9 protein-coding genes are annotated in these 13,717 nt (G+C 72.0%); all 9 read left to right on the top strand.

What is annotated here, in order from left to right:
• The first annotated feature begins 163 nt into the window (after window positions 1-163).
• The 9 genes from ACY34H_RS03895 to ACY34H_RS03855 all read left to right on the top strand — a co-directional run bounded on the left by ACY34H_RS03895 (window position 164) and on the right by ACY34H_RS03855 (window position 13,712).
• Window positions 164-3,334 (top strand): penicillin-binding transpeptidase domain-containing protein, encoded by a 3,171-nt coding sequence (locus tag ACY34H_RS03895; protein WP_464976175.1) that lies wholly within the window; start codon window positions 164-166, stop codon window positions 3,332-3,334.
• Between the two features lie 71 nt (window positions 3,335-3,405).
• Window positions 3,406-4,629 carry a hypothetical protein gene (locus tag ACY34H_RS03890; protein ID WP_464976174.1) on the top strand — a complete coding sequence of 408 codons (1,224 nt, stop codon included), beginning with the start codon at window positions 3,406-3,408 and terminating at the stop codon, window positions 4,627-4,629.
• Window positions 4,619-5,155, top strand: coding sequence for a hypothetical protein (locus tag ACY34H_RS03885; RefSeq protein ID WP_464976173.1), 537 nt, complete (start codon window positions 4,619-4,621; stop codon window positions 5,153-5,155). The genes ACY34H_RS03890 and ACY34H_RS03885 overlap by 11 nt, the downstream gene beginning before the upstream one ends.
• Window positions 5,152-6,387: a hypothetical protein gene (locus tag ACY34H_RS03880; protein WP_464976172.1), complete on the top strand. Its 1,236-nt coding sequence runs from the start codon at window positions 5,152-5,154 to the stop codon at window positions 6,385-6,387. Before ACY34H_RS03885 ends, ACY34H_RS03880 begins: the two co-directional genes overlap by 4 nt.
• The gene (locus ACY34H_RS03875; protein ID WP_464976171.1) at window positions 6,384-7,508 is read left to right on the top strand and encodes a hypothetical protein; all 1,125 of its coding nucleotides are present in this window, start codon (window positions 6,384-6,386) and stop codon (window positions 7,506-7,508) included. The genes ACY34H_RS03880 and ACY34H_RS03875 overlap by 4 nt, the downstream gene beginning before the upstream one ends.
• Window positions 7,509-7,590: 82 nt before the next feature.
• Window positions 7,591-9,882, top strand: coding sequence for a coiled-coil domain-containing protein (locus tag ACY34H_RS03870; RefSeq protein ID WP_464976170.1), 2,292 nt, complete (start codon window positions 7,591-7,593; stop codon window positions 9,880-9,882).
• A gap of 18 nt (window positions 9,883-9,900) precedes the next feature.
• On the top strand, window positions 9,901-12,288 hold the full coding sequence (locus ACY34H_RS03865) for an SUMF1/EgtB/PvdO family nonheme iron enzyme (protein WP_464976169.1): 2,388 nt from the start codon (window positions 9,901-9,903) through the stop codon (window positions 12,286-12,288).
• 123 nt (window positions 12,289-12,411) lie between these two features.
• A complete protein-coding gene (locus ACY34H_RS03860) occupies window positions 12,412-12,819 on the top strand; it encodes an OsmC family protein (protein ID WP_464976168.1) in 408 nt (135 codons plus the stop codon).
• Window positions 12,816-13,712, top strand: a complete 897-nt coding sequence (locus ACY34H_RS03855) for a pirin family protein (protein ID WP_464976167.1) — start codon at window positions 12,816-12,818, stop codon at window positions 13,710-13,712. Before ACY34H_RS03860 ends, ACY34H_RS03855 begins: the two co-directional genes overlap by 4 nt.
• Window positions 13,713-13,717: the final 5 nt, after the last annotated feature.

Here is a 13,717-nt window from a genome sequence, read left to right as displayed (position 1 = left end):
TGCCCCGTTGAAACCACTATAGCGCGCACGGTTTCCAGCACGAAAACCCATTTCAGTTTCTTACAAATCGCGAAGGTTTGCTACCGCATGTTTCGCGCTTGTATCGGGAGTGTTTCCGAGTTGTTTCCGGCAGCGTTTCCACTGCCCCCGGCTAGGGGGCGGCATGGCCCATCCGCTTACCAATATCGTCGAGCAACGCCGCCGTGCCTGGCGGCGCGGCAGGAACCTGGCCGGGCCGCGCAGGGTGCCGTGGGCGCTGCTCGCGGCGGCCGCCTGCGTGCTGCTGGGGGCAGTGCTGCTGGGCGTGAACGCGCTGCGGCTGGGCCCCGCGGCAACGGCCGCGGATGCCGGTGCGCTGCGCGCGGCGGCGCCGCTGCAGCCGGTGGTGCCGGGTGCCCGGTTCGAGGTTCCGGAGGCGCCGGGCGTGACGATGCTGGCGCAGCCCGGCGGCGCGCTCGTCGTGGCCAGCCGGATGCGGCCCGAGACCCCGGTGCGGGTCGACCTGTGCCGCCACCCGGCCGGACCGGACGGCCGGATGGTCCCGCTGCTGCTGGGGCAGCACTTTGCCGGCGCCGGTCGGACACCGCGCGGCGCGCTGCTGGTGACGGAAGGATCGCCGCTCACGGCCGCAATGCCGCTGTTGCGTATCACCGGCCAGGCCGGACTGCCGCTGCAACTGGCATGGAGCGGCGCACCGGCCCGCTGGCTCGGCAACGGCGGCGAAGGCATCGTCAGCGGCGCCGCCGGCACCGTGGCGCTGCGCGACGAAGGCTGGCTGGCATGGGAAGGCGGCGCACTGCACCTGGTACGCCGTCCTGCCGCCGCCTGCCCGCGCGCCGGCGAACTGGTGGCGCGCCTCTACGCGCCCGATGCGGCGCAGCGCGGCAGGGCCCGGGTCACCGCATTCGCGGCGCATGGCGCGAGCGCGACGGCATGGCTGTGGCCCGGGAACCACGCGTTGGAGGCGGTGCCGGCGCGGGCACTGGAAGACGAAACGCTGTTTGCCGCCTTGCAGGCGCGCGGCCTGGTGCGGCTGGCCGAGGATGGCGCCATCCTGCTGGCGCCGCGGGATCTGCCGGCCTGGCGCGCCGCGCCGGCACGGCAGCGGGCCGCCGACCTGGCCGCGTGGGACCACGTGCGTATCGACGATGCCGGCGCCGCGCTGCTGCGCCGGCTGTACCGCCAGGCCGACGGCAGCTACGTGCGCCAGCAGGTGGCGCTGTACAACAGCGAGCGCGCGCTGCTGGCGTGGCGCGTGCGCACCGGCGACGCCTCGCGCTGGCGTGCCGACGGCCCGGCAACGGAATCCATGGCGCCGCAGGCGGCGCGCCTGTTCGCCACGCTGCCGCAGGGCTGGCAGCCGTGGACCCGGCTGGCGGCGTTGCCGGCCGGCGCGGCGCTGGCACGCCTGTCGCTCGACCTGCCGCACCCCGCCACGGGAAGCGAATCGCTGGTGCTGCTGGTGGCCGGGCGCATGCTGAGGATCGAGGGCGCGGCGGTGCAGGCGCGCGCCGCGTGCGACGGCCGCGCATGCACCGCGCCGGACGATGTGCAGGAGTTGCACCTGCGGGCGCAGCCGGGCGCGCGCCGCATCGTGCTGGCGCTGGCACCGCTCGATGCGCGCAACCTGGAACGGCCGGGCGACCTGCGCTACCGCCACCTGCGCGTGGTGGCGAACCGGATCGTCTGGCAGCCGCTTGCCGATCCGGCCTATCGCGGCGCACCGGATGCGAGCGGAAATCCGGGCACGAGTCCGGCTACGAATCCGGCTACGAATCCGGCCACGAATCCGGCCACGAATCCGGGCCAGAATCCGGGCCAGAATCCCGGTGCCGGGCCGGCCTTGCTGGCCGACCGCAACGGCACGCCGCTGTGGACCGGCGATGCATTCACCGGCGCTGCCGCCCGCGCCGGCCTGGCGCCGCTGCTCGGCATCGGCCCGGAACACGGCGCCGGCATCGCCGGCATGCTGGCGCGCGCGGGCCAGGCGGGCTCGCGTGCGCGCCTGTCGCTCGACCTGCCGCTGCAGGCACTGGCGCAACGGGTGCTCGATTGCGTGGCGCAGCAGCGCGGCCGCTGGTCCGGCGCCGGATGCGAAGGCGCCACGGCGGCGCCTTCGCGGCGCAAGGCCGGCCTGATCGTGCTCGACGCGGAGAACGGCGACATCCTGGCGGCCGCCGGCACCGGGCAGCCGACCGTCGACGCGGGCAACTGGCTGGAGGCACGCGCGCTGGACCGGGCCAACCCGGCCGGCAGCCCGCTGCGCCTGCCGGCGCTGCAGCACGATGGCGGCGCCCACCACAGTCCCGGCTCCACCTTCAAGATCGTCAGCGCGCTGGGCCTCGAACTGGCCGCCCGCCAGGACCGCCAGCTCGACGCCTTGCTGGCCGGCCCGCCGCTGCCGGCGATCAACGCGCTGGCGCGCGAACGCGGTTTCGACTTCGCCACCGGCGCCGCCACCTATCCGGCCGGCGCGCGCGGCGCCTTCGTGACGAACTACCGCGAACAGGGCATCGACCACCGGGCGCACGGCGGGCGGCTCGGACTGGCCGAAGCGCTCGCCTACAGCCTGAACACGTGGTTCGCGTGGACCGGCGAGCTGTCGGACAAGACGCTGGCCGGCCGTGCCGAAGGCGGCGCCCCCGACGTACAGCCGCTGGAAGCCGGTGCGCTCGACGGGGCCCGCCCGATCGTGGCCGCGGCGCGCCGGCTCGGCTTCACCCGCCCGCTGCGGCTGGACGGCGGCCTGCTGCCCGCCGATTTCCGCTGGAACGACTACGATGCCTTGCAGGCCACGCCGGCCCGCATCGACCCGGTCCACACGCGCCACGAACTGCGCCAGATGAGCATCGGCCTGCGCATGCAGGCCACGCCATTGCAGATGGCACTGGCGGCGGGCGCGATCGGGCAAGGCGCTACCGTCGCGCCGCGCCTGCTGCTGGAGCTCGATGGCCGCTCGGCTGTGGCGGCCGCGCCGCAACGGCTGGATGTGCGCCTGGACCGCATTCGCGCCGGCATGAAGGGCGTGGTCGATGCCGGCACGGCGGCGGGCGCGTTCCGCCGCCTGCCGCGTACCGTGCGCGCCGGGCTGTTCGGCAAGACCGGCACCGCGCCCACCGGCGAGGGCAGCGCCACCGTATGGTTCACCGGCTGGCTGGAACCGGGCAGCCTGCCGGGCCAGCGGCACCGGCTTGCCTTTGCCGTCCATGCCAGCCACTCCGGCGGCACCGGGGGCGACCACGCCGCCCCGGCCGTGGCGGCGCTGCTGGACGCCCTTGCCGGGCAGGGCGCCGGCAATGGCGCTGGAGCAAAGAATGAACTGAAGGGTAAATGAGGCCATCCACGCGCGAACGGGCCGTGCCCGGCCATGGCATGATGGGCGTTGTTATTCATTCTTCGGATGTTATGAGGCTGCCAGGAACGCGCTACCAGGAACCCGGCTGGGAAGCGGTGCGGAAATTGCTCGGGCATGCGTCGCTGCTCGCTTTCCGGCAATGCGACCTGGCGCACCTGCTCGACCCGGCGCGGCATGCGGCGATGCTGGACTGGTACACCGACGCGGTAGCCCACGGCTTGCGCAGCGCAGGCCGGTCGCTGCGTGGCGCCGTGCCCGGCAACAGCTATGGCGACAGTGTCGGCGACCTGGCGCTGGCGCTGCTGTTCGAATTGCAGGCGCAGCCGGCGTTCTTCGCGGCGTTCGCGGCCGCCGTCGCCGCCGCGCATGCGAAGGAAGGGCCGTTCTGGGAGCACGCCGCCGGCGATACGCTGCTGCGCAAGAAGGTCAACGACATGTTCGCCACGCTGCGCGACAAGGTCGACGCCGATAACTACCAGGCCGCGACCGGCCAGCCCTGCACGCCGAACCGCATCTACACCTACCGCATGCTCGACATGGCGTACGCGGCGATCGCCCAGGTGTTCGCCGGCTGGCCGGGCACCGCGCAGCAGGTGGCGGCGATCCTCGGCCGCGAGGCGGATGGCATGCCGATCGAAATACGCCGGATGAAGTCGATCGCGCTGTGCCAGGCGGCCTGGGTGATCAACTGGAGCGCCACGCTGGAACAGTTCACCGGGGCACCCGGGCCGCTGCACACGAAATCCAAGCGCTTCGCCAGCCTGCGCAACGGCGCCGGCAAGATCGCCGCGATGCTGGCCGAGATCGGCGACTACGAGGAGCTGTCCGCCAACCGCGACGACGGCGGCGACGGCTGGCGCCGCGACGGCGAAGACGCCGCCGCCTGGCTGGACGAACTCGATCGCGTCGCGGCGGCGGCCAGCCCGCACGACGGCGCCGACCGCATCCTGCCGCCGCCTGCCCATGGCGCGGAGGACGAAGACAGTGGCGCGGTTTGCGCCGCCCCCGGCTATGATGATGTGCCGGCCCACGCCGCCGCGCTGGCCACGCTGAACGACGAAGCGCTGCCGGTGCGGCTGGCGGTGTACCTGAAACTGCTGGGGCCCGCGGACGACAGCTACCCCGACGACTGGCTGGACGGCGAGACGCGCGAGCTGCCCACGTTGCAGGCTCTGGCGCAGCGCGGCGGCATGTCCGTGCCGACGCTGCGCAAGCGGCGCAACGCGGCACTCGAGCGCCTGGCCGGCCTGACTGGAGAACACGATGAATCTTGATGCAAGGCTGCGCGAGCGGCTGCTGCTGGCGCGCCCGGTACCCGGCGACCGCCTGATGCTGGCCGATGCCACGCTGCTGGCCGCGCTGGACGGCACGCGGCCCCTGAGCCCCGGCGAACTGGCCGCGCTGAACGGCTCGCCGGCCACGCTGCGGCGTTTCCGCCACCTGGCGCTGGCGCGCCGGCGCGGCGCCTGGCAGTCGTCCAGCGGCATGCTGCGCGCGGCCGCCAGCGGCGACGTGCCAGCACTGGCGACCGACGACGGCCTCTGGACCCTGCACTTCATTGTATCGGGGACGGGCTGGCGGGTGGTGCTGGCGCTCGATGCGGCGGCGCCGGTTGCCGCCGGCCTGCTGCGCGAACGCACCCTGCTGCGGGTGACCGACGGCACCGGCGCCACGCTGCTGCAGGGCCGCCTGGATGCCGACGGCGAATGCGAGCACGCCTGGCCATTCGCGGCGGCGCCGGCCGATCACCTGCAGCGGCACGGCGCCACGTTCGCCGTCACGGCGCTGGCCGCGCCATGAACGAACGACGGGAGCCGTTCCTGGATGGGGCGGAAGGAAGCCGGCCCACCGGCACGATCGCCGGCGCGGATACGCCGGTGGCGGCGCTGTGCGATGCCTCCCCCGTGCCGTCCGGCGCCACCGTCGTGGTGTTCGGCGCGGACGGGCAGGCGCGCCGCCAGTCCCCGGCCGATCGCGCGTCCGGCGCCCGGCACAAGGTCGCGGGCGCTGCCGGCAAGGCCGAAACGGCGTGGTGGTTCATGCCGGGCCCGCATGCGGTCGCGCTGGTGCCGTTCGCCGGCGCCCCCGAAGTGGGCCTGCGGCTGGCCTTCGTGATCGACACCGCCGATCCCCGGCTGGCACGCCAGCGCTTCGACCTGTTCCTGTTCAGCGAGGTGGCCGGGCAGTCCGGCAGCCTGCCGCTGGCGGACCTGGCGGGCCGCCTCGAAGCGGCGCTGCGCGCGGCGCTGGCGGGCGGCTCGCTGGACCTGCCGCCCTGCACGTCGCTGGACGAGTGGAATGCGTTCCGCGCCGGCCTCGACGAATTGCTGTACATGCGCTTCGGTATCACGGTGGACGATTGCGTGCCCATCGGGCTGGACGACGTGGACTATGCCGGCATGTTGCGCCGCCGCGCCACCGCGGCGGCTCCGTTGCCGCCGGCTGCCGGACCGGTGCCGGCGCAGGCAGGAAGGCCGTCAGATCCGCCGGCAATGGCGGCGGCACCCGGGGCGGCAGCCGGTGTGGCGTGTGAATCGCGGCATGAGCCGGCACGCGATTCGGCCCATGAGTCGTACCATGAGTCGTCCCATCAGTCGTTCCATGAATCGGCCCACGAATCGCCCCATGAATCGACCGCCGCGGCGGACGATGCCGCCGCGCTGCGCCGCCTGTTCCTGGAATTGCCCGAGGCGACGCGCGCCTTGCGGCTGCTGCCGGCACCGGCCTTCGCGGTCCGGCAGGCCCAGCTCCAGCAGCTCGGCCTGGCCGCGCTGGAGGTCAATACGATGCCCGCGCTGGCGTGGTCGGCGCCGGGCCGCCGCCGTGCCGTGGACGGGCAGCGCCGCCTGGCTTGCGCCAGCATGGAGGCGATGCGTGCGCTGGACGAGCTGTGGGCCGCGCTGGCGCACATGAAGCTGGCGGGCGGTGGCGACGGCGACGACGAGATCGATCGCATCGTCGCGAACTGCGCATTTCACCTGGCCGCGCGCCGTGCCAATGCCGGCGACGAACGCCGGGAGCCGAGCCTGTGAGCAAGCATCCCGCAAGCGGCCATGCCGCGGTCCCGGCCGGCGATGGCCGCATCGCCGCCCCCACTACCTGCCGCACCGTGCTGCGCGACGGCCGTGTGCTGGCCGTCACCGCCACCGTGCGCCCGCGTGCCAACCGGGCGGACGTGAAATGCGTCGTGCCGGGCGCGCCCGCGCTGGGCGAGCGGATGGCGGAAGTGGTACGCCTGGCGCGCCTGACCGAAGCGCGGCTGGACAGCCGGGTGCAGCTGGTGCTCGGCATCGACGGCGCCCCGGAAAAGGGGGAGCGCAACTGGGAACTGGCCGCCGTGCTGGCGGACCGGATGGCACGGGGCATATGGCGTCCGCCGCAAGGCACGCGGGAGGTGATCGCGCTCGGCTGGTCCGATGCCTGGCAGCTGGGCCGCGTGGATGGCTACGATGCCCCGCCCGCGCTGCCGCCCACCGGCCCGGCCGGGGAGCCCGACGCCGAGCCAGGCGCAGATTCGGCCGGCACCGAACTGCTGCTCGGCGGTGCCGGCCTGCCGCACCTGGGCGCGCTGACCGGGCATGCCGACCCGGCGGCATCGGTGTCGGCGGTGCGCGCCTGGTTCCCGCTGCACAGCGGCGGCATCAACGACGCGCTGGCGTGGGTGGAGGTCAGCGTCAGCCCGCTGGCCGGCGCCGATCTTGCCGGCGGTGCGGAGGAGGAGGACACGATCGCCGTGCCCGGCGTCGACGCGGCCGCGCAACTGGCCGTGCGGCAGGCGCTGGCGGGCGCGCGCCATGCCGATGGCCGGGGACTCGGCCGCTGGCGCACCGCGGTGCGGTTCGGCGAGCCGCGCTTCACGGGCACTTCGTATCAGCTGGCACTGGTCATGGCGGACCGGCTGGCCCGGGGCCGCGACTTCGTGCCGCGCGGCCGGCTGATCGCCACCGGCAGCTCGACGGCGTGGCATGCCGGCCTGGTCGAAGCGGTGGCCGGGCGCGAGGCCAAGCTGGCGCTGATCCTGGCCGAGGCGGCGCCCGGCGACAGGGTGCTGTTGCCGGGCGCCTGGCGCGAAACATTGCCGCCGGGCTGGCGCGACGCATTGCGGGCGAAGGGGGCGTCATGCGCCTGCGTCGACCGCATCGGGCTGATCTGAAAATCGTCGCGTGCAGCACGACAAGGGTGGGCCGCCTGTTAGAATCGGCAGGGCTCATGGTGAAAACTGGGAGGAAGCTGACATGTTCAAGATGTTCGGTATCGGTGGTATCAAATGCCCGCGCTGCGGTCAACGCAACGGTGCCGCCGGCTATTGTGCGCAATGCGGCCTGTCGCTGGGCACGCCGCGCAGCGAACCGGTGCTGGTGGAGAACCGCTGGGTGCCCGCCGACGACGAGCTGGCCGTCTATTTCGGCATGCGCGAACTGTCCGGCATCTTCACCAAGACGCTGCGCGTGCCGCCCACCACCCGTGCCTACATCCTGCAAGGCAGTACCGCGACCGAAGTGCCGCAGGGCGAGTACGAGCTGGAAGGTTTTTTCCAGCGCCTCAACAACCTGCTGCGCGACCAGCATGCCGAGATCCTGATCACCCGCATGCAGCCGCTGCCGGTGCCGTTCGAGCTGGCGGACCTGCATACCGCCGAGCACCTGAAGATCAGCGCCAGTTTCTCGGTGGGCATCAAGGTCGAGCACGTGGCGGCGTTCGCCCAGCATTTCATGACGGCGCCGGGCACCGTCACCACGCGGCACCTGGGCGAACTGCTGCAGCAGTCGGTGTGGCAGATCGCCGCCGAGTTCGTCGGCGCCCGGTCGATCCGCGAAATGAGCGCCAATAACGAACTGCGGCAGCAGCTCGACGAACGCCTGCAGGCATCGTTGAAGCTGCGCCTGGCCGAGTTCGGGCTGGCAGCCGTGCAGGTGGAAACGCTGCAGCTGCGCCACGACAAGTACGACGCCAATCGCGCGCGCGTGGGCACCCTGTGGCTGGTGGCCGACGAGCGCCACGTGCAGCTCGAACATGCAAGGCACCTCGACGAGCTGTACAGCGAGGAAGAATGGCTGGCGCTGGCGCGCGCGGAACAGCAGGCGCGCAACGACTACCGCCGCGCCGAGCTGCGCCAGGATGCGGCCGTGGACAAGGCCGAGCTGTCGCTGCGCGAGAGCGAGCGGATGCAGGCGATACGGGCGCGCGAGATCGAACTGTATGCGCGCATCGTCGAATCGCGTACGCGCAAGGCAGCGATCGAGCGGGGCGCCGGCGCCGCCGCCGCCGAGCTGGAACACGAGCTGGCGCGGCAGGCGGCCGGGCAGGCCGGTGCAACCGCGGACTGGGAGCACGTGCGCCAGCTGGCCCAGATCCGCATGCGCACCGAGCTCGAAGTGGCGCAGCAGGAAGCGGTGGAACAGCGCGCGCTGGCGAAGCAGCGCTTCAGCCACCAGCTGCATGTGCAGCAGATCCGCAACCAGATGGAACAGGCGCTGGCGATCGAGGACGAAGCGGCCCGGCGCGCCGAATCGCAGCGGCTGCAGCAGGCGCACCTGGCGGCCCAGCGCCGCGAAGGCGAGATCGAGGCGGAACACCACCAGGGCCGCCTGCAGGCGGCCACGCTGGCCAACCTGGCACGCCGGCGCGAGGCGGAACGCATCCGCGACTGGGAAGAAGACCTGCACCTGGCGAAACGCCGCGAGCTGTCGCGTGGCGAGGCCGTCAAGGACGCGTCGTCGCAGGTGGAAGCGGCCGGCATCGCCGCCCGGCTCGACGAACTGCGGCGCGGCGGCGCCAGTGCCGAGGCGCTGGCCCAGCACGAAAAGCTGCTGCGCACCATCGAGGCCGACGGCATGGCCCAGCGCCAGGTCAATACCATCGCGCACGAAGCGGAGGAGAGCCGGCTGGCTCTGAAGCTGCGCGAGCACGAGGCGCAGTGGCAGCAGGAGCTGCGCCGGATGGAGCTGGAGCGCGAGGAACGCTACGCGCGTGCCCGCTCCGCATACGAAACGCTGGTGGCGCAGCAGAACCATGCCGCCGAGCTGGCGCGCATCGAGATCGAGCGGCTCGGCACGATCGGCAACCTGTCCGACACCGGCAAGGTGGCGCTGGCGCCCACCGCCAACGCGCAGGCGCTGGCCCAGTTGCTGAAGGTGCGCACGCAGTCGGAAATGAGCGCCGACCAGCTGCAGGCGCTGGCGCAGGTGGTCGGCGCCGAGAACAGCGTCACGCCGCTGGAGGCGATGCGGATGGCGCAGCAGGCCCTGGCCGACGAACGGGTCCAGGCCGATGCCCGGCAGGACAGGGACCGCCAGCACCAGCTCGAACTGCTGAAATTGCAGAACGCCACCCACGCCAACGCGCTGGCCTCGCAAATGCAGCTCGGGGTGGGCGTTGCCCAGGCCGGCGCGCCGGTCCATCATCACCACGCCCCGGCGCAACAGGGCGGCCAGCAGAATGCGGCGGCCTGCATCAACGGCCACCGGCTGCCGCCGGACCGGGATGCGAAATTCTGTGCGGAATGCGGCGTGCCGCTGCGGCGCTGAAGGAACGGCTGCGTATCGATGCAAACGGCAAGGGACAAGATCCGCGAACTGCGCGCCCTCCATGACGACGGACTGCTCTCCGCGGAAGAATTCGAGCGGCGCAAGAACGCCATCCTGGACGCCGAGTACACGCCCGGCGGCACCGCGCCGCCGCCGGCCCGGCAAGGTACCGAGCTGGGGCTGATGGCCGGCCAGGAAATCGGCCCGCAGCACCGCCGCTACCGGCTGGAACGGCTGATCGGCATGGGCGGCATGGGCCAGGTGTGGCAGGCCACCGATCTCGCGACACACGCGGAACTGGGGCACAGCGAGCAGGTGGCCGTCAAGATCCTGCCGCCGCAGCTGACGCAAAGCCCGGCCCACGCCCGCCTGCTGGTCGAGGAAGCCACGCAGGCGCGCCGGCTGGCGCACGACAGCATCGTGCGCGTCTACGAATGGGCGCAGGACCCGGCCACGGCCAGCTACTTCATCATCATGGAATGCCTCGACGGGCAGGACCTGGACGCCTGGCTGGCCAGCCACGGGCCGGTGCCGTTCGGCGAAGTCGAACGCATCCTGCGGCCCGTGGCCAGCGCGCTGCAATATGCGTGGGAGCGGCACCACCTGGTGCACCGCGACCTCAAGCCGGGCAATGTGTTCCTCACCGCGCAGGGCGACATCAAGCTGCTGGACTTCGGCATCGCGGCCCGCTCGCGCGATGCGACAGCCGGCCTGCCGGAGGTGCCGAACGCCGGCACGGCCGGCTATCGCGCGCCGGAAACCGGGACCCAGCAGGCCCGGCCCTTGCCGCGGCTGGATGTCCATGCGGTCGCGGTGATGGTGTACCAGATGCTTGCCGGCGCGATGCCGTTCGATGAATCCCGCTCCGCCCAGCACGAGGTCGCGCCTCCGCCGGGCCTGAACGACGCGCAGTGGCAGGTGCTGCAGCAGGGTTTTGCGTTCGACCCCGAGCAACGCTTCGACAGCGTGACTGCGCTGCTCGACGCGCTGCGGCGTGCGGCCGGCCCGTCGGCCGAAGAATTGGCGGCGCAGGCGGCAGCGGCGCAACTGGCCGCGGAGCGACGCGAACACGAGCGGCAGCGCGCCCGCCTGAAGGAAGCCGAGGAACGCCTGCATGCCGAGCAGCGTGCGATGGAGCAGGCGCGCGCCGCCGGGGCGGAAGAGCAGCGCAGGCTGGAACTGCAGCGGAACATGGAACTGGCGGCGCGGCGCCGCGCGGAGGCGCAGGCCGAGGCTGCGAAGAAGCTGAGGGAAGAGCAGGCGCGCCGCGTGGAGGAACTGCAGCGCGAGAAACAGCGCCGGCTCGAAGCGGAAGCGGCGGCCCAGGCGCGCAAGGAGCAGCTGCGCCAGCAATTGCTGGCGCGGCGCGAAGCCGATGCGGCGAAGGCCCGCGCCATCGAGGAGGAAAAGCAGCGCAAGGCCGCCCTGTTGAAGGCGCAGGCCGCCTACCGGGCGGAACAGGAACGCGCGCGCCGCGACCAGGCGGCCCGCCACGCGGCCGAGCTGTCGGCGCTGATGCCGACCGCGGCGAGCCCGGTGGCCGACGCCAGCGGCGTGCTGCGCGACCGCTTCCTGGACGGCAGCGCCGTCGGCCCGGACCTGGTGCTGATCCCGACCGGCCGCTTCCAGATGGGCGGCACCGAACACGAACACGTGGTGGCGCGCAAGGCCGGCTCGCAGCCGTCCTGGCTGGCGCGCGAACTGCCGGCGCACTGGGTGGCCATCGAGCGTTCGTTCGCGCTGGGGCGCTACCCGGTCACCGTGGGCGAATGGCGCCGCTTCGTGCGTGCCACGGCGTGGCAGCCGCAGCTCGACATCGACTGGACCCAGCCCGGCTTCGAGCAGGACGACTGGCACCCGGTGGTCAACGTCAGCTGGCACGATGCGCAGCAGTATGTGCGCTGGCTGTCGATGATGACCGGTGCGGTGTACCGCCTGCCGAGCGAGGCGGAGTGGGAGTACGCCTGCCGCGCGGGCACCCGCACGGCGTTCTCGTGCGGCGACGAAATCGGCACCGAGTATGCGAACTACGACGGCCATTTCACGTATGGCAACGGGGTGCGCGGCGATTTCCGCGGCGGCACCAGCAAGGTCGGCAGCTTCCAGCCGAACGCCTGGGGCCTGTACGACATGCACGGCAACGTGTGGGAATGGACGCAGGACATGGCGCACGACGACTACACCGGCGCGCCGCTCGACGGCAGCGCCTGGGAAGACGCGGGAGAAGCTGGCGAGGCAGGCAGGGAAGCGGGCCGGGGAACAAACGCCGACCCGGACCGGCGCATGGTGCGCGGCGGCGCCTGGCTGTACCCGCCCCGCTACGTCCGCTCGGCGGCGCGCAACGGCTTTTCGGCGCTGCTGTCGAACGACGTGGTGGGCTTCAGGGTGGCGCGCAGGCTGGGGTGATGCGCATGCGGCGGCACGAATCTGCGACAGACTATTCCCCATTCCGGGAGTAGGCACGGCGCGCGGATCGGCTTATAGTCCACTATCAGTCCGATAAGCTTAACTACCCTGCAAGGAACCCCGATGTCCATCACCGTACGCCGCGACTCCACCCAACCGATGCGCCACATCGTCCATGTGCGCAACCACCTGGTCCCGGCCGACGTGTCGCCGGAAGAGGGCGGCGCCGATGCCGGCCCGTCGCCGCACGACCTGTACGATGCCGCGCTGTCGTCCTGCAAGGCGCTGACGGTGCTGTGGTACGCGAAGCGCAAGAACATTCCCGTCGACGATATCCAGGTCACCACCACGCGCGACGACAGTGAAGAGCGCAAGGGCGTGTACCGCCTGGCCGTGAAGCTGCACCTGACCGGCGACCTGTCGGAGGCGCAGCGTGCCGAATTGCTGTCGGTGGCCGAGAAGTGCCCGGTGCACAAGCTGATGACGGCCGTGAGCACCGAAGTCACCACCACGCTGGAGCAGGCATCATGAATATCGCACACCTGATCAAGGGCCACGACAAGGACCTGGGCGGCGGCTTCATCGTGCGCCGCTACCTGCCTTCGGTGATCAAGCAGGCCGTCGGCCCGTTCATCTTTTTCGATCACTTCGGCCCGCTCGACGTGCCGCTCGACGCCAACCACGATGTGCGGCCGCACCCGCACATCGGGCTGGCCACCGTCACGTATCTGTTCGAAGGCGCGATGGACCACCGCGACAGCGTGGGCACCTACCAGCGCATCGAGCCCGGCGCGATCAACTGGATGACGGCGGGCAGCGGCATCGTTCACTCCGAGCGCGCACCGCTCGACCTGAAAGGCCATCCGCACCGGATGCACGGCTTGCAGCTGTGGGCGGCGCTGCCGAAGGCGAACGAGGAAGACGAGCCAAGTTTCTCGCACACGCCGGCTTCCAGCATTCCCGAACTCACGGTCGATGGCGCCACCGTGCGCGTGCTGATCGGTTCCGCGTTCGGCTGCACGTCGCCGGTGCCCACCTACATGGAAACACTGTACCTGGACGTCGCGCTGGAACAGGGCGCCGAACTGGTGCTGCACGCCTTGCCCGCCGAGGCGGCGATCTACCCGGTGGCCGGCAGCGTCGACGTCGACGGCATCGCGGTTGCCGCGAACGCGATGGCGCTGCTCGACACGTCGACCGCGCCGCGAGTCACCGCGACGGCCGCGGATACCCGCTTCGTCGTCATCGGCGGCGCGCCGCTGGACGGGCACCGCTACATGTTCTGGAATTTCGTGTCGTCGTCGAAGGAGCGCCTGGCGCAGGCGGCCGAGGACTGGGAGGCGGACCGCTTCCCGCAGGTACCGGGCGAGACCGAGCGCATTCCGCTGCCGAACAAGCCGAAACCGCAAGGCACGTATCTTTGAAGGGC

The organism is Pseudoduganella sp. jia 9 (assembly GCF_055502615.1).
This window is presented reverse-complemented; position numbering and strand designations above follow the sequence as displayed.